21 protein-coding genes and 5 pseudogenes are annotated in these 20,659 nt (G+C 52.3%); 12 read left to right on the top strand and 14 right to left on the bottom strand.

What is annotated here, in order from left to right:
- On the bottom strand, positions 1-717 hold the full coding sequence (locus tag ACA059_RS21775) for a 4-carboxy-4-hydroxy-2-oxoadipate aldolase/oxaloacetate decarboxylase (protein ID WP_497630954.1): 717 nt from the start codon (positions 715-717) through the stop codon (positions 1-3).
- A complete protein-coding gene (galB, locus tag ACA059_RS21770; RefSeq protein ID WP_201181830.1) occupies positions 714-1,448 on the bottom strand; it encodes a 4-oxalmesaconate hydratase in 735 nt (244 codons plus the stop codon). Before galB ends, ACA059_RS21775 begins: the two co-directional genes overlap by 4 nt.
- Positions 1,449-1,603: 155 nt before the next feature.
- Here galB and ACA059_RS21765 point away from each other — a divergent pair, with 155 nt between their 5' ends.
- The 4 genes and pseudogenes from ACA059_RS21765 to ACA059_RS21750 form a co-directional block, all read left to right on the top strand.
- Positions 1,604-2,842, top strand: a complete 1,239-nt coding sequence (locus ACA059_RS21765; RefSeq protein WP_497630953.1) for a LysR family transcriptional regulator — start codon at positions 1,604-1,606, stop codon at positions 2,840-2,842.
- Positions 2,788-2,940: pseudogene (locus tag ACA059_RS21760) on the top strand (amidohydrolase family protein); the annotation flags it as partial. The gene ACA059_RS21765 and the pseudogene ACA059_RS21760, both read left to right, overlap by 55 nt.
- Before the next feature lie 61 nt (positions 2,941-3,001).
- Positions 3,002-3,367: pseudogene (locus ACA059_RS21755) on the top strand (restriction endonuclease); the annotation flags it as partial.
- Positions 3,368-3,417: 50 nt separating this feature from the next.
- Positions 3,418-3,612 (top strand): annotated as a pseudogene (locus ACA059_RS21750) (histone-like nucleoid-structuring protein, MvaT/MvaU family); the annotation flags it as partial.
- 83 nt (positions 3,613-3,695) lie between these two features.
- On the opposite strand, the gene ACA059_RS21745 reads toward ACA059_RS21750, so the two are convergent.
- The gene (locus ACA059_RS21745; RefSeq protein ID WP_497630952.1) at positions 3,696-4,016 is read right to left on the bottom strand and encodes a hypothetical protein; all 321 of its coding nucleotides are present in this window, start codon (positions 4,014-4,016) and stop codon (positions 3,696-3,698) included.
- Between the two features lie 258 nt (positions 4,017-4,274).
- Positions 4,275-4,568, bottom strand: a pseudogene (locus ACA059_RS21740) (short chain dehydrogenase); the annotation flags it as partial.
- Positions 4,569-4,751: 183 nt separating this feature from the next.
- On the opposite strand from ACA059_RS21740, the gene ACA059_RS21735 reads away from it, so the two are divergent.
- Positions 4,752-4,988, top strand: a complete 237-nt coding sequence (locus tag ACA059_RS21735) for a hypothetical protein (protein WP_497630951.1) — start codon at positions 4,752-4,754, stop codon at positions 4,986-4,988.
- A 208-nt stretch (positions 4,989-5,196) separates the two neighbouring features.
- Here the strand turns inward: ACA059_RS21735 and ACA059_RS21730 are convergent, their stop codons facing one another.
- Positions 5,197-5,502 (bottom strand): hypothetical protein, encoded by a 306-nt coding sequence (locus ACA059_RS21730; protein ID WP_497630949.1) that lies wholly within the window; start codon positions 5,500-5,502, stop codon positions 5,197-5,199.
- Between the two features lie 218 nt (positions 5,503-5,720).
- On the opposite strand from ACA059_RS21730, the pseudogene ACA059_RS21725 reads away from it, so the two are divergent.
- Positions 5,721-6,670 (top strand): annotated as a pseudogene (locus ACA059_RS21725) (MFS transporter).
- A gap of 504 nt (positions 6,671-7,174) precedes the next feature.
- Here the strand turns inward: ACA059_RS21725 and ACA059_RS21720 are convergent.
- The 3 genes from ACA059_RS21720 to rimA form a co-directional block, all read right to left on the bottom strand.
- On the bottom strand, positions 7,175-8,467 hold the full coding sequence (locus ACA059_RS21720) for a sensor domain-containing diguanylate cyclase (RefSeq protein WP_497630948.1): 1,293 nt from the start codon (positions 8,465-8,467) through the stop codon (positions 7,175-7,177).
- A gap of 2 nt (positions 8,468-8,469) precedes the next feature.
- Positions 8,470-8,829: a hypothetical protein gene (locus ACA059_RS21715; RefSeq protein ID WP_497630947.1), complete on the bottom strand. Its 360-nt coding sequence runs from the start codon at positions 8,827-8,829 to the stop codon at positions 8,470-8,472.
- 230 nt (positions 8,830-9,059) lie between these two features.
- The gene (gene rimA / locus ACA059_RS21710; protein WP_497630945.1) at positions 9,060-9,833 is read right to left on the bottom strand and encodes a S6 modification regulatory phosphodiesterase RimA; all 774 of its coding nucleotides are present in this window, start codon (positions 9,831-9,833) and stop codon (positions 9,060-9,062) included.
- 1,130 nt (positions 9,834-10,963) lie between these two features.
- Between rimA and ACA059_RS21705 the strand changes: the two genes are divergently transcribed.
- On the top strand, positions 10,964-11,329 hold the full coding sequence (locus ACA059_RS21705) for a histone-like nucleoid-structuring protein, MvaT/MvaU family (RefSeq protein WP_497630943.1): 366 nt from the start codon (positions 10,964-10,966) through the stop codon (positions 11,327-11,329).
- A gap of 831 nt (positions 11,330-12,160) precedes the next feature.
- On the opposite strand, the gene ACA059_RS21700 is transcribed toward ACA059_RS21705, so the two are convergent.
- Complete coding sequence (locus tag ACA059_RS21700) at positions 12,161-13,138, bottom strand: ribonuclease Z (RefSeq protein ID WP_497630941.1); 978 nt, start codon at positions 13,136-13,138, stop codon at positions 12,161-12,163.
- 229 nt (positions 13,139-13,367) lie between these two features.
- Here ACA059_RS21700 and ACA059_RS21695 point away from each other — a divergent pair, with 229 nt between their 5' ends.
- From ACA059_RS21695 to ACA059_RS21685, 3 genes are all read left to right on the top strand, one after another.
- The gene (locus ACA059_RS21695) at positions 13,368-13,670 is read left to right on the top strand and encodes a hypothetical protein (RefSeq protein WP_497630940.1); all 303 of its coding nucleotides are present in this window, start codon (positions 13,368-13,370) and stop codon (positions 13,668-13,670) included.
- Positions 13,671-13,810: 140 nt separating this feature from the next.
- Entirely contained in the window at positions 13,811-13,975 is a 165-nt protein-coding gene (locus ACA059_RS21690; RefSeq protein ID WP_129444056.1) for a general stress protein, read from the top strand.
- A gap of 103 nt (positions 13,976-14,078) precedes the next feature.
- Positions 14,079-14,507, top strand: coding sequence for a cyclodeaminase/cyclohydrolase family protein (locus ACA059_RS21685; RefSeq protein WP_497630939.1), 429 nt, complete (start codon positions 14,079-14,081; stop codon positions 14,505-14,507).
- A gap of 355 nt (positions 14,508-14,862) precedes the next feature.
- On the opposite strand, the gene ACA059_RS21680 is transcribed toward ACA059_RS21685, so the two are convergent.
- Both ACA059_RS21680 and ACA059_RS21675 read right to left on the bottom strand, forming a co-directional pair.
- A complete protein-coding gene (locus tag ACA059_RS21680; RefSeq protein ID WP_415767597.1) occupies positions 14,863-15,408 on the bottom strand; it encodes a cysteine hydrolase family protein in 546 nt (181 codons plus the stop codon).
- 166 nt (positions 15,409-15,574) lie between these two features.
- Positions 15,575-16,465, bottom strand: a complete 891-nt coding sequence (locus ACA059_RS21675) for an MBL fold metallo-hydrolase (RefSeq protein WP_497630937.1) — start codon at positions 16,463-16,465, stop codon at positions 15,575-15,577.
- Positions 16,466-16,700: 235 nt separating this feature from the next.
- Here ACA059_RS21675 and ACA059_RS21670 point away from each other — a divergent pair, with 235 nt between their 5' ends.
- Positions 16,701-17,729: a GlxA family transcriptional regulator gene (locus ACA059_RS21670; RefSeq protein ID WP_497630936.1), complete on the top strand. Its 1,029-nt coding sequence runs from the start codon at positions 16,701-16,703 to the stop codon at positions 17,727-17,729.
- A 14-nt stretch (positions 17,730-17,743) separates the two neighbouring features.
- On the opposite strand, the gene ACA059_RS21665 is transcribed toward ACA059_RS21670, so the two are convergent.
- The 3 genes from ACA059_RS21665 to ACA059_RS21655 all read right to left on the bottom strand — a co-directional run bounded on the left by ACA059_RS21665 (position 17,744) and on the right by ACA059_RS21655 (position 19,268).
- Positions 17,744-18,238 (bottom strand): MFS transporter, encoded by a 495-nt coding sequence (locus tag ACA059_RS21665; RefSeq protein ID WP_497630935.1) that lies wholly within the window; start codon positions 18,236-18,238, stop codon positions 17,744-17,746.
- Positions 18,239-18,258: 20 nt separating this feature from the next.
- Positions 18,259-18,507, bottom strand: coding sequence for a DUF4062 domain-containing protein (locus tag ACA059_RS21660; protein WP_497630934.1), 249 nt, complete (start codon positions 18,505-18,507; stop codon positions 18,259-18,261).
- A 68-nt stretch (positions 18,508-18,575) separates the two neighbouring features.
- Entirely contained in the window at positions 18,576-19,268 is a 693-nt protein-coding gene (locus tag ACA059_RS21655) for a DUF421 domain-containing protein (protein ID WP_497266493.1), read from the bottom strand.
- A 511-nt stretch (positions 19,269-19,779) separates the two neighbouring features.
- On the opposite strand from ACA059_RS21655, the gene ACA059_RS21650 reads away from it, so the two are divergent.
- Positions 19,780-20,562, top strand: coding sequence for a GAF domain-containing protein (locus tag ACA059_RS21650; RefSeq protein WP_497630933.1), 783 nt, complete (start codon positions 19,780-19,782; stop codon positions 20,560-20,562).
- Positions 20,563-20,659 lie beyond the last annotated feature (97 nt).

Here is a 20,659-nt window from a genome sequence, read left to right as displayed (position 1 = left end):
TCATCCTTGCACGTCAGTGAGGCTGTCGTAATAAGTCAGGCCCCGATCGATGAGCTTCTGACGCATCTCGTAGATATCCAGGCCCAACTCGCCAGCAGCCAGGCGCACGCGTTTCTCCTCTTCGATTCGAGCGCGTTTTCGGCTGGTTTCAAACACGCCGGGTAACTCTTCGCGGCGAACAATGACCACGCCGTCATCGTCAGCCACTACGACGTCCCCGGGCTCGACCAACTGGCCGGCGCAGATGATGGGCACGTTGACTGAACCCAGGGTTTCCTTGACGGTGCCTTGGGCATGAACCGCCCGCGACCATACCTTGAAGCCCATGTCCCGGAGCGTTCGGGTATCGCGTACCCCAGCGTCAATGATCAGGGCGCGTACCCCTCGGGCCATCAACGAGGTGGCGAGCAAGTCGCCGAAGTAGCCATCGGTGCAGGGCGACGATGTCGCGACCACCAGGATATCGTCGGGTTGGCATTGTTCGACCGCCACGTGAAACATCCAGTTGTCGCCCGGTGCGACCAACACGGTCACCGCCGTTCCGCTGATGCTCTGGTTCTGCTGGATGGGGCGAATGGCAGAATCCAAAAGACCTTTGCGCCCCTGAGCTTCATGCACGGTGGCAACGCCGAATCGATCCAGTTCGTCGATCAGCGCCGAATCAGCACGGGGAATGTTGCGCACGACAATGCCGGTTTTTCCGATCAGTGTGCTCATGCCAGGTTCTCCGTCACCCGTGGGAAGATGCTTTGGTAGCCCTCGGCGTAAACGATGTTACGGGTAGAGGCGATCCCCACATTGCGCTTAGCCTGCACGCCGCGTTGCAGGGCGACACGTGTGTAGTATTCCCAGAGATGCTCCTGGCCTGCCATGCACTGGATGGCAGCGTATTTCTTGTCCCAGACCTCGGTGATATCCAACAGTACATCCGGGCGCCATTCGCATTGCTCCGGCTGATGGGGTTCGAAGCTGTAAACGGGCGGGGCCCCCACAATTTTTTCGCCAGGCTTGTAGCCCTCAGCTTGGGCGATGATGCGCGCTTCCTGGGTCAGGTTCATCGCTAACGGGTGATCGTAGTTGTAGGGGTCTTTGATCGAGTGGCTGAGGACGAACTCCGGCTGTACGCGACGAAACACATCGGCCAGGCGGAACAGCGTTTCTTTGTCGGCACGCATCGGGTAATCACCGATGTCGAAGAATTCCACGCTCGCGCCAAGGATCTGGGCTGCGGCTTCAGCCTCGCTGCGACGTGCGGTTTTGACCTTGTCTTCAGACATCTCGCCTTTACGCCAGAGCTTGGCAGACTCACCTCTTTCTCCATAGGAAAGGCACACGATGTGAACGGCGTGACCTTGTTGGGCGTGCAGCGCGATGGCGCCACCTGCGCGCCAGACGAAATCGGCAGAGTGGGCGCTGACGACCAGTGCAGTTTTTGTTTTATTGATCATTGGAGGGCTCTTCTTGCGGCTGTTTGATAGAGCCCACATTCGCATTTGAGGTGGATGGTGAATAATGCGTTCGGCGGTAAGAGGTATGCGTTTTACTTATCGGGATGAGTTCTGCATGCTGTCTGACCCCTTTCTCGAAAACTCGGCAGGTAGACATGCACAGTCTTGAATTGCCCAATCTGATGCAGATTCGAGCGTTCCTTCGTGTCGTCGAATACGGCAGTGTATCCAAGGCATCCACCGTGCTTTTCCGTGCTCAGCCCGTCGTGACTCGCGCCATCCTTGCCTTGGAGAAACGCCTCGGCGCTTCGTTGTTTGAGCGCAACGTAAATGGTATGCGTCTGACCGATTATGGTGAGCGCGCAGTGCCTCGGGCGCGGCGGGCCATGGATGAGTTGCTCGCCGTACCGTCTTTACTGGGGCAGGTGCTGGGTCACGCCGCCGAGCCGCTTTACTTATTCCAGACCAGGCGCCTGGAAGCGTTCGCCAAGCTCTGCGAAACCCACCATATGCAAACAACAGCCAACACCCTCGGAGTGTCCCAACCAGCGATCAGCGCCGCTATCAAAATACTTGAGCAGGGTAGCGGCTGTAGCCTTTTTGAACGCACCCCCCACGGCTTGCTGCCGACTCGTCTGTGCCTGGCAATGTTGGTGCGGATACGCCGAGCCCTGAACGAATTGCGTCACATCGATGCGGACATCGCCGCGTTGGGTGGCTCCCTTCAAGGCGTCGTGCACGTGGGGGCCTTGCCTCTTGGGCGCACGGGGATATTGCCTGAAGCCATAGTGCGCCTGACCCTGGAACACCCCCACGTACGAATCGTCACCAATGAAAGTCCGTTTGACTTGTTGGCTAGTGAACTGCGCGCTGGCGATGTGGATTTTGTCCTCGGCGCTCTACGCCCGTCGGCCTACGCCAGCGACCTGCATAGCGAGCCGTTGCTGCAGGAAGAAATGGTGATCCTTGTACGCCACGACCACCCTTGGTTGAAACGGACGCCAGTCTATGAAGACTTGAGTGCCGCCCGTTGGATCCTGCCTCGTGCCGGCTCCCCGGCGCGACAACTGCTGGACGCATTTTTCGTCCACATCGGTATCGCCGCACCCAGCCCCGTGATTGAAACGGGCGACCTGGCAATTTTGCGCGGTGTGTTGCTGCGCTCAGACATGCTCGCCGCTGTTTCAGCACACCAGTTGGAGTACGAAATGGTCAGCGGTGATCTTGTTCAGCTGCCGCTTTCCCTTAGCCATACCACGCGGCCAATTGGTTTTATCTCAAGGACGGGAGCGCTTCAATCACCGGCCGCGCAGGCGTTGATGGACAAGATTCGGGAGGTGGTAGCGATTGGCCCCATACCCAACATGAAGGAAGCATTGGTTTCGGAACGATGATGGAGCAGCTTCAAGCGCTGGAGTGTTCGACTCAGCTTATGCGGTCGTTGCTAGTAGACGCGCCTCAAGCGTTATTGGGGTTCGCTTTTGGCCGCTAACCGGCAAAGGTGTAAGGAGCCATCGACATAACGCGGGCACAACAAGCCTAAGCGCGGCTACTCGTGCTACCGAACTCCAGGTAGCAAGGACAACGGCGTGGATATGGTGGCCCTAAGGGAAGGGAAGGGGCAGTTGGTGCAGGCAAAAACCAGCGGCATAGACGGCGCCATGTTGAGCTGGGAGGCCGTTAAGGACGTGGTCACAGGTGAGGCCTTCTATAAGCGTCGTCACCCCAACGTGGTCTTTGAAAAGGTTTGTTTTACGAATCAGTTCTTTAATCGTCAGGCTCATGAACATGCTGCGTTGAATTCGGTAGAGCTGCTAGATCAGAACAGCCTCAGAGAACTATTAGAAAGTTATCCCGTCACGATGCTAGAAGTGGAGAGGATGCTGTATTCCGAATGGCGACAAACTGATCCTGTATAGCGCTACAAATTAAAGCCGGTGGCCCATGACTACTTTTAGCTGACAGCCTCCTTGACGCCCAAGCTGGTCGCCGTGCTCCAGCCACCGAGTCTAAAACTGGCTGCCGCAAGCCTCGCCAAGTGAAGGTCTACAAAAATCCGGTGTCCGGCGAAGTGGTGGAAACCAAAGGTGGCAATCACAAAACGCTGAAGGAATGGAAATCCAAATTTGGCTCGGACACCGTCGAGTCTTGGCTGAGCAAGTGATTTTTGTTTGAGTACAAAAGGGCCCTTGAGGGCCTTTTTTGTTAGCCGGCAGTGTTAATTAGATATCTACCTTGAACCGGAAGTTAATCCGATTCATGAAGCGAGTGGAACCATTCGGCATACGGGGAATTGGTGACTTGGCGCCTGTTGAAGTCTGGACTTCCATCTGCCCACCAAACAGGGCCCCGTTCCCCGAGCGAGACCTTGGCTTTTTGCACGTTTTCCCGAGCCAGCTTCAACTGCGATGTATCGCCCGACGCCTTAGCTTCCTTGACCCTTCGTCGAGCTGCCATGAGCTCGTCTACGAGACTCTGCCGCACATCTTCTTGCAGCGATGGATTGGAACATCGCCACAGCTGCCCTTTAACAACGAAGTAACGACCGTCAGGTGTCACCGGATTCATCCCTCACCTCCGATCTTCCTAAGGGCTTTGGTTCAGAGGATTCACGATTGATGACTACCGTAGTTTTCGGAAAGGACGGCGATTACTTTGTTTAACTCCAAGCAGTATCCCCAGTATCAGCGCTGCGCCCGCTGCCAGAAGTATTGGATATGGATGTTTACCTGACCGCCAGGCCCCGTCGACTCCGCGTTGATCGCTTGACGGAGGAAATAGCTTTCCTGAAGACGATGGATTAAGGCTAATTGAACTGTCAGTAGGATCCCTCTCTGCTTTGTACGGCATTTCGTTCAATGGCAAACGTGCACCGTCCGCGAGAATCAATGTGAGATTTTCGACAGTGCCGGCGAGCCGATTTGGAAATACCGGTTCACCTGTGGGATCAAGCTCATCATAAAAAAACTGCTTTCCTTCCAGCCAACCTATGGCCGTCATCAATTCGGGGCCAAGGTAATATTTCCCATCGAGGAAGAATCCAGGGAAATGTCGTGTGCGTTCGAGACTTTCTACGATGTAACGCTCGCCCACCTTCATGCCGGTTGCTGGGTCAATCATGATGAAGTCCTCAGATTCGCTGGTGTTGCGATAGAGGATGGGGCTTAACGCAACGTTCCATCGAGATGACTGAAAGGCTGAATGGCAGGATGTCGACGGTCGGTAAGCCGATAAATCGAGCACTCGAAATTCAAACCCTCTCCAAGCTACATACCCCACCATAGAGGGTACTGAGAGGTGTGTATGAATTACGATCCGAAGCTTCAAGGCGGTATGGGTGAGGACGACCCGATGCTCACGTCACCTGATCCATTGAGTCCTGGCCGCACTGAAGTTGACCCAACGAAAGAGGAAGGAATTGACGAACTGCCGGATAACGAAGGTGAGCGTCCGCTTGACGACGACGCCGGGCTAGATCCTGACCGGGTGCGGGAGGAGACCGACAATGCTGTAAGGGATAACCAGCAGGATCCCCGCTGACTGTGTGACAGCACACCCGCCGTGCCACTTGCGAAGGCAGCTTTTTCAGATAGGGCCTAGCCCGTTAGCGCAAGGGTGCGGAGGGCACTCATTGGAAAAGGGTCGTTGCAACTGATCTCTTTTTCTGGACAAAAAAAGACCCGCGATGGGGGCACGGGTCGGGAATCACTAAAGGAGCTGTCATAACCGTACACCTGCAAATGTGAAATTATCGTGATGGATGGTGCACAGCTGGTTCGGTAGAAAAATCATTTAGCGTTGCTGGAGAGGCAGTCCGCAAGTGGCCAGTAAGTTGGTCTTCCAGCTTCGGGAGGGCATCTTCTGTGGTAGGCCAATCGGTCGCGAGATTCTTATCTTCTACCGGAGGCGAAAGCTTCTGATGAAAATATGCGATCTGCTCCCCCACAAAATGAGCAGAGTAGGCTGCGGTCGAGATAATTACCGCAAGTCCGAGCATAGCAATACTCCTGAAGGCGGACATGGCACTCCCTATCTGCTGCATCTGTTCAGCCATAGTGCGTCCATTGGAAGCAAGGAGCAAGATCCAAGAAAACCGATAGGGTTCATCAACGTCGCATAGGGTGAAGCTTAATCGTTGCGCGACCAGGCAACTGTGGCGCCGGCCCTGCCTCTGCCGGCGCTGGAGCGTTACGTGTTGGAGAAAATCAGATGAGCACCACCACCTTACCCGTCTAGGCAGCGAGTCGACAGGTATGGGGAGCAGTCCTGGCGATGTCGCTGTGCGCCTTCGCACTGGTGACTTCGGAGTTTCTGCCGGTGAGCTTGCTCACACCGATTGCGACCGATCTTGCGCTGACAGAGGGGCAGGCCGGGCAAGCGATTTCGATTTCTGGCCTCTTCGCGGTCATCACCAGTCTTTTCATCTCTTCAGTCATTCGCCGACTCGACCGAAAGCCCGTTTTGCTTTTCCTGACAGCCTTGATGATTGCCTCAGGCACGCTCGTTGCTTTTGCCCCGAACTACTCGACACTGATGTTTGGCCGAGCCATTTTGGGGATTTCAATTGGTGGCAGTTGGGCAATGTCGACCGCCGTCATGATACGGATTGCACCTGAGAGTTTCGTGCCTAAAGCCATCGCTTTGATCCCGGGCGGTACCGCACTCGCCACTGCAGTCGCAGCACCCATTGGCAGTTTCATGGGCGGGTTGATCGGTTGGCGAGGTGCATTCTTCTGCGTGGTTCCGCTCGCAGCTCTGGCGCTCTGTTGGCAAGCATTCACGTTGCCGAAAATGCCTGGTCAAAATGAGTCTGGATCTGCACTTGATGTGTTCCGGCTGTTAGGAAATGCCAAAGTCCAGCTGGGCATGGCCGCAGTGGCATTTTTGTTTATGGGACAGTTCGCGTTATTCACCTATCTGCGTCCGTTTCTAGAGTTGGTGACCCGCGTTGATGTGTCGGGTGTATGGGCCTGATTGCGACGTGCGCGCCTGTGGGCTGATTCACATGGCTATCACGCACGCTTCCCCGTGATGCCGAAACCGGAGGCGGTTTGATGGTGGCGGTTATTCAGTTGGCTATCACACTCGGCGCGACGCTGGGTGGGCTGCTTTATGACGGAGTTGGCTACCAAGCAACGTTCATCGCGAGTGGAGTATTTCTTCTGGTGGCTGCCATGCTCGCACAGTTCGTATCGCGATCGGATCTGCCCTCATTACGATGACAATGCCGCTGTTGCGTGGAAGAAGTGTGTGAATTTGAGAAGAAATTCAAATATTGCACAACAGATGCTGCGTAATGGCGAGCAATAAACCGCATAGATAGCGGTCAACTCGCAGGAGGGTTTGCGGTACTCAATGAGCGATACCAGTCCGTATAAGATGTATTGGTACTGAAGTCAGTTGAAGTCATAGCTCACGTCGTTCAACAGGTCAGCGTTCTCCGAGCTCCACCTTGACCTTCTGAACCTTTGCTTTGTTACTGACAACTGCTCAGAATCACGAGGCTTCCGCTGCCTAATCGACGAGGCACCGCCGAACGTGTGTAGGCAACGATGGTTTACAACAACGCCACAGCTGCCCTCAAAGTAGCGACCGCAAGAGTCATTGGATTCATCTCTGAAACTCCACCAAGATTTTGTACCTCATCCAGAGACCAGTTAAATTTAACTCGAGATTTTTGACTCGCTAATACATTTCTGAATCTTACTCAAGTCAGATACTCGTGCTTAGGGGGCTGAGTCAATATCAACTATGCAGTTTCTACCCTTGGCCTTTGCCAGGTAGAGCGCGCTATCTGCGGAGCTCAATAGTTGCTTCAGGGTGGATCGCGATTCATTCATCGAAGTATAACCAATGCTAACTGTAATTTTTATTTTCTGCCCCTTAACATCTACACTAGATTTTTCAATGCCACTCCTGAGCCGCTCTGCAATAACAGATGACTCAAGTCTATTGGTATTTGGCAGCATAACTACAAACTCTTCTCCGCCAAATCTGGCTATAGTATCGGCGGGTCGGAGAATACCTTCGGCAACTTTAACAATAGACTTTAGAACTTCGTCACCGATCGGATGCCCCCAGCTATCATTCACGAGCTTGAAGTGGTCTGCGTCTAACATGAGTATGGATATTGACTGTCTATATCGATTTGCTCGAACAAACTCTTTCTCTGCAAGGTTGAAAAAATGAGCTCGGTTAATTGCACCTGTGAGGTGGTCTTTAGTTAGTAAGTCGGCCAGATTCTCACTCGAAACCTTTCGCTCGGTAATATCTCGAAACACCACGGTATAGCCAGAAAACTCATCATCTTCTTCGCGCAGAACGGCAATCATTGCTTGAGCAAAAAAATTGTGTCCTGATTTGTGTTTGCAATAATAGTCTCGTGAATGCCAACCTTCCTCACGTGCGAATGCCAGATGTTCATCTAAAACGTGCACATCCGAAGCGGAAATATTACAAAAGTGGCGCAACGTCTCACCGCTAGACTCAGATTCCGTGTAGCCCGTCAGACGCTCTGCTGAGGGGCTCCAGCTATTAATTTCTCCTTTTTTAGTTAAGCCGAGAACTGCGAAATCGTTAACTATAGTATAGATGGCGTCAAGCCATGAGTCGGTCTGCCGAAGCCTCCTTTCAGTTGCAACTTGGCAAGAGATATCAGTCAGAACGGTTATCAGAACATCGTCGTTGACCTTTACAATAGTACATGCCAGTACAACACCGCCGTCGGCTGCGGACGTCACGTGAATTCTATGGTTTACACATATTGATCCGCATGACTCTCTAAAACTTGTCACAAGGTTACGTAATTCAGGCGCAACGGAAGCAAGTGTTTCAAATAAGTTTTCAAGGCCTAGAGACTTAACCAAGGGCATCAACAATTGTGTTGCCATGGGATTAAGCATATCAATTTTCCCGCCGGGGTTGGTTCTTACCAGTCCTACGGGTGATAGATACATGAATGAAAGTAATGCTTCGTACTCTGACTCGATTGAGTCATTGTCCTGCTCGATGCTACTCATTTTTATGCCCATTCAACCAGTAGGAAGCGGGTGTTGTTATTGATTTTTTTAAGTAGTCTTAACCTGACGGGAATTGGCCGCATTCTAAGCGCCAGAACGTAAGAAATGATCACGTCTAACTCAGGTTCATTCTCAAATCTTTGAGCGACCATAGCGTTATTCAAGCAGGGAGCAATTTCCGAAAATAAATTCTTACCTAAAACACGCGCCTGTCGCAAGGCCGCACTTTTAGCTTCAAAAGTATTGTAGATTACCACTTCAGAAGCGTCGTTAAAGCCAATGACCCCAAAGTTAAGGGTATCCAACTGGTCAGGCGCGTCCAATAATGATTGTATCGATGTTTCTTCGAACGTAAGATTCATTTTCTATTCACTCGCTAAGTTCGATATCAATTTGAACACATTCTGTCGGATTAGCTTCAGTCATCTTTTGATACAGGGTGCTCACCCTTTTCTTACCCAGTATATAACAAGCACTAATTGCAAATTATTATTCTGAGCTTATCGGCCAAGTAGACAGTAGTGGTGATGTCGCGGCTGATTTATTAGCCAGCTATTTAAATGTTATCGATAATTTTTTGTGGGGTTTTTACTTATAGCCAAGCGCTTGGAGCGATGAGAGCCATCGCTTTGAATGCAGGTTTGGCGAACCAAAAACCTTGCATTAGAAAAATTCCGCAGTCGGTAAGAAAATCCCGTTCTTCCGAATGTTCTATACCTTCAGCAATGATTTTTACACCTAGATCGGCACACATTATAACGATGCCACGCACGATAGCCTGGCGAGCGGAATCAAGATGAATATTGCGCACTAGCGCAAGATCTAGCTTAATCAAATCCGGCTGAAAATCTGCTAATAGGTTCAACCCTGAATAACCCGCGCCAAAGTCATCAATTGCCGTCTTGAATCCGAACTCTCGGTATTTTGATAATATATTGGTTAGGTGGTAATTGTTATCAACATATTCGCTTTCAACCGTCTCGAAAATCAGCCGGTCGAGCGGAAAGTTATTAATTCGTGCAGCTTCCAGTGTGCTTCGAATGCACAGTTCTGGACGGTACACTGCTTTAGGTAGAAAGTTAATCGATAGGTGTTCGGTCATGCCGAGCTGCGCGGCAGTGGAAATAGCCCGCACGCGACACAATTGATCGAATCGATAGCGATTCTGATCGTTGACTTTCTCGAGCACAGACAGCGCGCCCTCACCGTTAAGGCCCCGTACCAATGCTTCATGTGCAAAAATCGACTGATCACGTACGTCCACGATCGGCTGATAAGCGAAGGTGAAACCTAAATCCAGTTCTAAGGAGCTTTTGCATCCTTGGCAACCACTGGGCGAAGTCAATGAGCTCGGGAAAACGGTCACGTCGCACTCCAAAAAGTCGGATGTTATTTATATTATTTTTAATTAATCCTGAATATTGGAGTGATTAGTGAAATCACTCAGGTGCCTTACTTAGCTTTTCACTGGAAAATCGAAGTGTAGCAGTCTATTGGCTGATTATTTTTTGCAGCGCGGTAAATATGTGTTTTTTAGCCATAAGTATAAGACGACGGTTTCAGGAGGGTGTTGGCACGAATTTTGGTGTTTCTTCTCGTTGTCCGATCTCACAAAAATCCTGAAGGCGTAAGTGGCGGGAACCAAGGATTGTAATTCGGAAGAGCTCAGGCAACACAAAGGGAGGGGCGATGGAGACTCATTTGCCAAGCGGGCTAGGTGATCATGGTGCGCCAAGGTGTTGAAAACCACTTACTAGCATTCCGTATCGCACGATTGCAGGGGAACCGACATCTACTAGGACACGAATGGCATCTCTGCTCGAGATCGAACCTCTTTGAATCATTTAATGGATCCGCTTTGAGGGTGCCTTGCCTTCTTTAACTACTCAGGATCGCCGGAGACCTTCGCTGACTTTACTTCACGACGAGCTGCCAGCAGGTGGTTGACCAATCGCTGCCGCACATCCTCACTCAGCGATGGATTGGTGCATCGCCACAGCCACCCTTTGACCACAAAGTAGCGACCGTCAGGAGTCGTCGGATACATGTCTGAAACTCCTCTGAGTACCGTGGTTTAGCTCGGACTGAACCGCTAGCGGCGTCACCAGAATGGGTTCAGCTGGGGCGGGCTATACAAGGCCGACAAACGACAGGATGACTAGGACGATCACCACTGCCCCAACGATGTAGATGATATTGTTCATGAAAACTACCTCTTTATCGGAACGGGATTTCGACACCAAGGTGTCTAATACAAACGACACCACCGCTGACAATTCCGTTCCGCAAACCAGCGTCAGATGCGGCGCCATCTCACCAATGTTCTGTTGCGATATTACGAACCTTCGCTCGTCGCCAAATGTCTATTAATGGACGTTTGCTCAAGTGCTAATTCTGCAATGGAGACGACTTAATGAGTAAAGTAAACGCACCTCGCTTCATGCAAATTGGAGTTTTTGGTGTAACGTTAGAATAACAATCACGGAGAGATTTCCCATGTCCAAGCTCGCAGAGTTCCGTCAGCTCGAAAAACACCTAGCTGAACAGCTTCAAGCACTCGAAGCCCTCAAAGGTGACGCGGGCTTGAAGGCTGAAATCGAATTCGAAACAAAGCTCCGTGCCTTATTGGCGAAGTACGGCTTCAGCTTAAAAGACATCATCAACCTACTTGATCCAAAGGCAGGTCGTCGCGCACCCACTGCTGAGTCGAAGAGCAGCACTCGCAAGCCTCGCCAAGTGAAGGTCTACAAAAATCCGGAGTCTGGCGAAGTCGTGGAGACTAAGGGTGGCAACCACAGAACGCTGAAGGAATGGAAAGCGAAATACGGCTCCGACACCGTCGAGTCTTGGCTGACCAAGTAATCTTGTTTGAGTACAAAAGGGCCCTTCGAGAGCCCTTTTTGTTAGCGGATTTCCATTGCTTTATATGAGCACCAAGACTCGGCATGTGTTGAATGAGGTAGCTGGGCTCGTTTCAAGCGTCTTCAGCATGTTGAGGTCTCCGAAAGGCTTCCAGCGCCCAAGAGGACGAGGCCACACGTAATGAGTCAATAATCTCTCGGAGCCCGGAAGCATCTGTCTGCGTGCAGAGTAATAGAAGTAGAAAGCAGGTTCGATAATCGTATAGATCATTGAGAGCTAACAGGTGCGGCACGACGCATCCCTATCTCTGTCGGCCATTTATGCTCGGTGTTCAATGTCGAGCAAACAGTCTCTGCCTCAGCTCTAACCTCAAACACACCGTGTTTGCTCGCTGAGCCTCCCTCAACCAGATCTACAACCCTATATCGCTTGTTGCCATCCTCTAGTCTGGTGGTTTCAATCACTCTGAATCTGGGCCCCATGGTGCGCTTCCTGCTAACGAATGGTGTCCTACAAGTACCGCCAAGGCACGACGATTTCAATACCCGCGCAAGGTTCAGCTGAGACAATTTATGACAGCAGATTGCGGCTCTATTTCTCAGTGCCGAGACTGGAGCGTAATTCGGTTGGACTCATCAGTGAATGCGAGCACGAACACGAGCACGCGGCTATCGTTCGATGAATTTCACCAGCTTTTTGCTTCCATACTGCTTCAACAAAGTGCTCAGGGCTCAGCTGGGGTCGGGGTACCGGCGGAAGACTTGAGCTCCACTTCACTGCACGGCAACTCATTTTTGATTTGCAAGCGCGGCGCTGATTTACAAATAGTAATCAGCATCGCGACAAGCGGCCGATGGCAGGCTTCAGGCGACCGTCCCGACCCAGGTGGTAACGTTGCAGATCATCCGCCAGGATCAACTCGCCGGTGAAGTGTGCCGCTGCTTCCTCGCGGACATCATCAATGGACGGGCTAAGTTTGGGGTTGGATTGATAGCGCGCGCTGAAGTGGGTAAGCACTAGATTTGGGATGCGTGTCGACTCAGCAAAACGCGCCACAGCAGCGGCACTACTGTGTCCATAAGTCGTCCGAGTGCGATCGATTAAAGACTGAGTGAAGGTCGCCTCGTGCACGAGCACGCTCGTGCCAGGCGCCACCTCCGTCAATAGTTCAGGGGAATCGTTATCGCCGCAAATGATGATGCGCTGGTCTGGTCGGGCAGGCCGTAAATAATGATTGGAACGAAATGTCTGTCCTGCATGCTCAACATCATGTCCATGCGCCAGTTCCCCCCAAAGAGGGCCTCGGGGGACACCATCTGTCTCGAGGCGTTGCACATCCAATCGTGGGTCAGGGGTGGCCTCGGAAAATATATAGCCATGACATGGGACTCGGTGGGAGAGGACAACGGTGTTGACTTGAACATTGCCATTTCGCCAGCCCTCGAAGGTTTCGCTCGCATGCAGATGCAGCTCGAAGGTTAGGTAGGACTCACTTACAGCCACGCTTAGACGCAACCAGGCATGTAGGGCAACCGGCAACACTATATGTAGTGGTTCGAGACGTCCCGACATGGCGGCGCTGGCCAGCAAGCCGGGTAGGCCGAAGCAATGATCACCATGAACGTGCGTTATGAAGCATCCTCGAAGCTCGTGTAATGACAATGGAGTACGCAATAGTTGATGCTGAGTGGCTTCACCACAATCGATCAGATACCAACCTCTGCCTGTGGATTCGAGCAAAGCGGTACCGCTCACATTTCGATTTCGGGTGGGAACGCCCGCTGAAGTACCGAGAAATACGAGATCCATGGGCCCACCCTTTATTGAATTGATTTGATAATCAGGCAGTGAGTGAAGCGCCGAAACAAATCCTTTTTCCCACTCTCACGTCTTCGACAGGCTGAATGGGCATTTGGCTCTGTGTTCTTCAGTTCTGGTGGTTACTGAAGAGGATACCTACACCGTTTGTCCCTTGTGCTGCACTTGGATGCACTGGGTTACTCCAAAGAAGACCCACTACTCCGCATTGGAGCCCCCTATGAAACCGCATTCAACCAGCACTCAAAATTTGCCAGGAAATGACTCGAGCCATCCGAATGATGATGGCTGCATTTTGGGCACTGCCGGTCGCGACGAAGATCCAAATGCGACGACAGACTGGAATCACGAAAGCGACTCTTCGGGCAATGTTCTGACTCCGGAAGATGCGCGCGGCTTGCCCGGATACCCGAGTGATTCAGAAAATGATCAGGCACCCTCGATACCGCCTACGCGGCCGTCGAACGGTGAAACGAAAACGGATATTGAAACACCGGAACAGAATAATGACCGCGTTGATTGAGCCGCAGTAGTCGCATTTGAAGAGGCTTTTTTCATTATGGCGGCGGCTAATTCCCGTTGGTCGTGTCAACGGGACGAAGGCTTATGGTGCCGCCTCAAATGAAGGTAACTATTTTTTGCTTTGCTTTAAGGAGATCAGCCATGACCAAACGACAAGAACCGCATCACGGCTTTTCCGATGACCCTCAAAAAGTCAAAGAGGCGGGGCGCAAAAGCGAGCCTAATGCCAATGTCGCAACTGACAAGGCCGAGAAAGCTCGAATCGGCGGGCAACATAGCCATGGCGGGACGCGCGGAGAACGGTGATAAACAGCTGACCTGCTGACCTGCTGACCTGCCTATGTCAGCAGGTCAGGATCCTCATAAAGCAGGGCGAGACAACTAACCAGAACAGAATTACCGAGATCAGTTGAATGAGCAGGACTTCGGTGAGGGGACGGACGAAGAGCACGTCAGCAGGGAGAGGAACCGGCGGGTGACGGAGCCAAGTTTACGCCGGGCTCCGGAGATGAAGGAAGTGCTGAAGATGAGCATTTGGTCATCAAGCCTCGAGTCTTTTCGAGACAAAATTGCGGCCGATACTTCGGTACCAAGCTGCGGTGCCACGTCATGCGTCTGTGCCAGCTTCGGGCTTGCGCTTCTCCTCATGGCGCTTCGAAAATCTGCTGCCTGTAACCTGGAGGACGAGCGGAAAAAGACCATCTATGAGGTGGAGCAACTGATTGACGTCATGAAGGCCCACGCCGACAACGATGTTCGAACGTTCAGTGATTTTATCAAAGAGCCAGAGTTGACTCTCAAGGTCACAGTCAGCAGCGAACACTGGAAATTACCTTAGGTGCACTCGCTGCTGCGAGATGCTGCCTTCAAGGCATCGAACTTGCGGAGACAGGCTTACCCTGTGTGAAGCCATTCTTGCACTGCGATGTGGTCGCCGCCGTTTTAACCATGCACGCAAGCCTCTCGGCGCTATTGCTGAATGTCGATTCGGACGTTGATCAGCTCGCACCGTCGGCTAGGAGAACTGATCTGGTACATAGCCGCTCCGACCTTCAGCGAAAAGCCGATGAAGCGCTAGTTCGCGTCTGGCGTGAGGACAAACCGCTCCTGGCGTGAGCACATAGCCAAAACGCCTGATCATTAGAAACTAGAAGGAGCCCGCACGGGCTCCGAAAAACTGAACCGTTACGCGTTTAAGCCGAGAGGTACTCGTCCACAGATTTAACGGTGGCGTAGCCGAACTCAAATGCTGCCATCATCGCCGCATGTGCTTGAGCGGCAGGCACGTTCACGCCGCGAAATGTGAGATCCAGGGTGGCGCAGGCATCATGCAGCACAGTAACCGGATAACCCATGTCCGCCGCAGCACGCACTACAGCGTCGATGCACATGTGGCTCATCGCACCCACCACCACGACATCTTGGACATCGAAAGCATCCAGCTGCTTCTTGAGATCAGTGTCTCTGAAGGCGTTGATGTGCTTTTTAACGATCACGGGTTCTTGACCAACAGGAGCTACAGCGGTCTGAATTTCCGCTCCGCTAGATCCCTTGATAAATATCGTAGCACCCTCATTATCGGATTCATGCCGTATATGAAAAACTGGAATGCCTGTATCTCGCGCGCGACTAATCACTCGGCTAGCATTCGCCACAGCTGCTTCGACCCCAGACAAAGGCAACTTGCCAGTCGGCAGGTATTCGTTTTGCAGATCAACTACTACAAGGCCTCGTTTCATAACGATCTCCAATTAAGTCACTAATTTGTTTTTTTCGTGAAGGCTGATCTGCCTCTCACAGACTGCGTAAAAGCGGGCCGTTGAATAAACCACTTCTCTTCGTGAGAACCCAGTCGCTAATAGGTGATCACGAGCCGCCTTCAACAGCGGCTCCCGGTGCTTTAAATCAAAACTCCAACGAAGCGCCATCTTCCGGAATATCTACGCGACTCTCGATACCCTGCTTCTTGACATAGGTGCGCAATTCTTCGCGGGTCAGGGACATGTGATTGATTGCGTCCATGTGCACGGCGACGATTTTCGCGTTCTTCGCGGCCTTTGACGCGCGCAGAACGTCCTTCTCGCCCATGATGATCGCACCCTCGTAGCCGGTCATTTTTGCTTTCCCAGCATTGAGCACGATGACCTCGGGGTGATATTTCTCGATGGTCTGGTCGACCTCTTTACGCCAGATAGTGTCACCGGCGAGGTAGAGGGTCTTGTAGCCTGGCGCTTGAAAAACGACGCCCATGGCTTCGCCCAGAGGTTTAGCCAAAGCTGGTACGGCATACATTTCGTCAGTGCCATGCTGACCACCGGTCTTGGTGATTTTGACGCCCCCGAATTCAGCTTCATCAGTCAGTACGCGCACATTCTTGAAGCCTTGGGAGCGAATCAGCTGCGCGTCTTCTTCATGCTGCGTGAACAATGGGATGTCTTTAGGCAGCGCTTTTTGTGCGTCATCGTCCCAGTGGTCAAGATGCGTATGCGTGACGATGACTGCGTCGACACCAGAGATAACTTCAGCGGGCGACTCGGTCAGATCAACCAGAGGATTGCGCAGGTTGCTCCGGTAGGTATTTTCAAACCCTGGGTAGGCTCCCTTTTTGGCCAGCATAGGGTCGATCAGGAAGGTCGTGCCGCCGTAGGTGATTTTCACCGTTGCGTTACGAACTTGCTGCAAGTCCACTTTATGGGATGCGTCCGGCGCGTTGGTGACGTTTGAGCCCGCAAATGCCGGAGTGGCGGCAGCAGCGCAAACAATGCTGAGGGCAAGCGGAAGCGTTCTGAAGTTCATGTGATTAATCCTGTAGATACATCGAGAACACCATTCTTGCCGAATGCTTTTAAGCCTGACAGTGGCCTGAATGACATATTTCGATATAATCGGGCCAAGCGATACGCGGGGTCTGGATTTATGCGATGAGGGGGGCGACGTTCCCTTCCGTCCTTGAAATACATCACTGTGAACGATCGCTCACAATTCCTGTATGCGTTCGATAGAAATTACACGGCAAATCCGAGGCGGCCTGATGCAATCCATACGTGTTGCTGTTCTAGCTTTCAACGGCGTGAGCCTGTTCCATCTCTCTGTGCCGGGAGTGGTGCTGGGGACGGCTCAATCCGCACCTGGTGAACCTCGATACGAGGTTAGTTACTGCGCAGAGACGCCGGGTATGGTGAGTAGCGACCAAGGCATCGGCTTGGAGGTCACTCATGGCCTGGAACTGATGGAGTCCTCTCACGTAATTGTCATTCCAGCGTGGGGCGATCAATCGGTCGCTGCATCCGCACAGCTCGTGAAAGCCTTACAGCTCGCTAATGTCCAAGGAAAGCTCATAGTCGGGTTATGTTTGGGAGCATTCGTGCTCGGAGATGCCGGGCTGCTTGATGGCAAAGAAGCAACCACTCACTGGGCAGTCAGAGACGAGTTTGCGCGACGCTTCCCTGAAGTTCGTTTCAGGCCCGAGGTGCTCTATGTCAGTGATGGCAACATCATGACCTCTGCGGGAACCGTGGCGGCAATCGATTGTTGCCTGCATCTGATACGCCAGCGGCTCGGTGCTGATGTGGCGAATCGCACCGCGAAGATGCTGGTGACGCCGCCGCATAGGCAAGGAGGCCAAGCTCAATACGTAGAACATCCTGTGCCGCAGCTATCCAGCGAGACTCATTTGTCTGATGTACTGGCGTGGGCCCGAATGAACCTAGCCAGTGATCTATCGCTCGACGTCCTGGCAGACATGGCGAAAATGAGTCGGCGCACATTCACCAGGCGTTTTAGAGAGGCGACCGGCAGCACCGTCTCAAAATGGTTGAATGCTGAGCGAGTCGCCAGAGCACAACAGCTGCTCGAAACGACCGACCTACCTATCGAGTGTGTCGCCGGTGAGGCGGGTTTCGGAACGCCTTTGTCGTTGAGACAACAGTTCGGCGTTCACCTCGGCACATCGCCTTCTGAGTATCGGCGAATGTTTTTCCGTGAAATGAGGCCAGGCCCGAAGGCGGGCGGCAGTGAGCACATTGCCGAGCCATCCACCCCTTCCCAGCTAAAGTTTTAATTATGCCTCTTAGCTCAGGCAGCAAGATTCCTAACGACAGCGAGCAGCGCCTGAAGCGGATGTAACCAGCGCGCGACTTCAGGTTGCCTGAACCATATCAGCCAGGCAGCCAGCCATAAGAATCGAACAGCGGCAGTTATGACGAAGGCAACACGCCATTCGTAACTGTTGACGACAATGCTCGGGCCCAACGCAGCAATCCCCGGGCCTATCAGGCTACCGGCATGGAACAGTGAGGTCGCCATTCCGCGCTCGCCGGCAGGCACCCATTCGCGCAGAGCGCGTCCCCCGGCGGGGTACGAAGTCGACCCTCCGACACCCATCAGCAAACGAGTGATCAGCATGGAGAAGAAACCCCCTGATGCTGCAGAGAGGAGGGGGGCGACAGACCAGACGCCGATGCCCCAGGCGTTGACCAGCCGAGTATCGTATCGATCCTCCAGCATTCCCATGGGTATGAGTGCGAAGAGGTAAAGCCATAAAAAGGAGGACAGCAGAAGGCCCAGCACGAAGGGGCTAATGTCGAATTCTAGAGTGTGGAATCGCCAAGGCTAACCGACAGACCCGGCTCAGGCTCGTAGCCGTAGTTAGCGCCCAAGATGAGGACAAAGACGTCGCACTGATCAACCTCTGTCAGGCAGGCATGCACGGAAGAATAGGTGCGGGCTCCAAAATGCTCGCTCATGACCGGCTTCATATCCAGAGCTTCTACGGCGTCCTTGGCAGCCGCTCTGAATTGCTCATATCCCCTTACCACCGAGCTTATGAATACCTTCATCTGTTCCCCTCAAAATGCTGGCGCCTGTGGATTTGACTGATGCCTGGTGGGATTGTTTCCAGCAACCATCACCTACAGCGTTGGGTGCTCAGCGCCTTTGACCAGATGTCATGATCGCACCGCGAGCAGCGTGCTTCGTGTTCTTCAAGAATAGATTGTGCAAAGCCACAACTCACGCAGCAATAAAGTCCCGAAGCGGGCACTTTTATAAACTCCGCACGATGTTCTAAAGGTAGGACTGACAAGCCAGGGCGCAGGTCTTCTTGATCGTAAAAATAAAGACTGATGTCGCCATCTGTTTCCATAAGCGCCAATCTTACTTGGCCTAAGTGCTCAACGCCCCGTTGTCGAAGCTCCATCAATATTTCGCTCGATGAAATATTCAGCTTCTCTAAGGATTTAAGTTCATATAAGCCATTGCGAATGACGGTTACAGGTAGACCATCAATCCATGCTTCAAATTTCTTGCTTTTGGTCATGACCCAAACCGTCATGCGATAGAGCAGCAACAGCGTGAGGAAAACGACTGCAACGGGCAACAGTGGTACATCATGGTAGAAGGACACGTCTCCGGCAGCGGAGCCCAACGTCAAAATCACGACCAACTCAAAAAGTGAGAGCTGTCTTATCCCGCGTCGGCCACTTGATTTTAAGAACAAGAAAACGGCAAGAAAGGCAAAAGCTGCCCGAAACCCTACCTCTAGCAAAAATGTTAGTGGAAACTCATCTATCAACATCCGTTGAATATCAAAGGGAGACATCATCACCTCTTTTTTGGTTTTTTAGATAATCATTGAATTGTGTGAGTCCTGCCCATCTAAAGCGTTACATCCTCTGAGTAGCTCCACGGGGGCGATGAAAACGGGCTAGTCGTGGAATTTGAATCTCCAATACATGAACCTTAGCCTCGATTCGCCAAAGAATGGTGAGCGAGTTTGCACCATCCGTTACTCACCGGAGGGCTTACTCGCGCAGGCGCGGAGTCTGCCCTGTTGGTGCTTGTCGCTTCCCTGGCACGGATTTTACAATCCGGTAGGTAGGTAAGGGCGTGACCTGCGGGCAGCGGGATCATTGCCACCACCCCACTGATTGCAGCGGTTTGTGTGCGTGCCTGACATGGCTTATACAAACGTGAGGCCATACATCGTTCTGCTGCCATCCAGGCCATCAATCGAGTGCGACCTTGGAGCAACGGTTTGAACTGCTGGAGCTGGCATTCCATCAGGATAACTCTGACCTAAAGCAGTGATCTTGAGCCGTTCGGGAGTAAAAATGACTGCGAACACCACGCCTCATTCCGTTAGCTCCAGTGAAACAACTCCAGATGAATCCCTTCGCATGAACGTCGTTCGTAGGTACGCCATTCTTGATTCCCCTCCGGACGGCGCATTTGATCGTGTGACCGCAATAGCAGCGCGCCTTCTCGGTACTCCGATAGCAATCGTGAGCATCGTCGATACAGATCGAATCTGGTTCAAGTCCCATCATGGGCTCGACGCAAATCAAATTTCCCGCAATCCAGGACTCTGTGCCTCCGCGATCTTACAGAATGGGCCTTGGTTAGTAACAGACGCTAGGCATGATCCTCGAACGCTTTCTAATCCCCTTGTCGCAGGCGAATTTGGTCTTCAATTTTATTTGGGTGTGCCGCTGCATACTCACGACGGCTTCAATCTCGGTACGTTATGTGTGCTGGACACGCAGCCGCGCACGGTTACCCAAGATCAGATAGACACGTTGGCGGATCTTGCTAGCGTTGTAATGGATCAGCTTGAACTGCGCCTCTCCGCCATGCGATCCATAGCTGAGAAGGAAGCAGCGCTGAATCATTCCCACTTGATGGCCGAGGAAATTGACCATCGAGTCATGAATAGCCTCCATTTGATTGTGTCAATGCTGAGCATTCAGAGTGCTCAGCTGGGCAACTCTGAAGCGGCTAAGGAGATTTCAAGAGCGGCTGCCAAAATATTTGCAGTAGCAAATGTGCATCAGCATATTAACGTCGGTAAGGCTGCCACGACGCTCGATAGTGCTGACTATCTGGTTCAACTGTAATTTAATCGGTTGATTCAGTCATTGCCGGTGATTGGATCTCCGTTCATCAACATGAATCTCACGGTGCTCATGACGCCAGAGACCTGACCTAATGCAA

Source organism: Pseudomonas sp. LBUM1647 (genome assembly GCF_059716175.1).
This window is presented reverse-complemented; position numbering and strand designations above follow the sequence as displayed.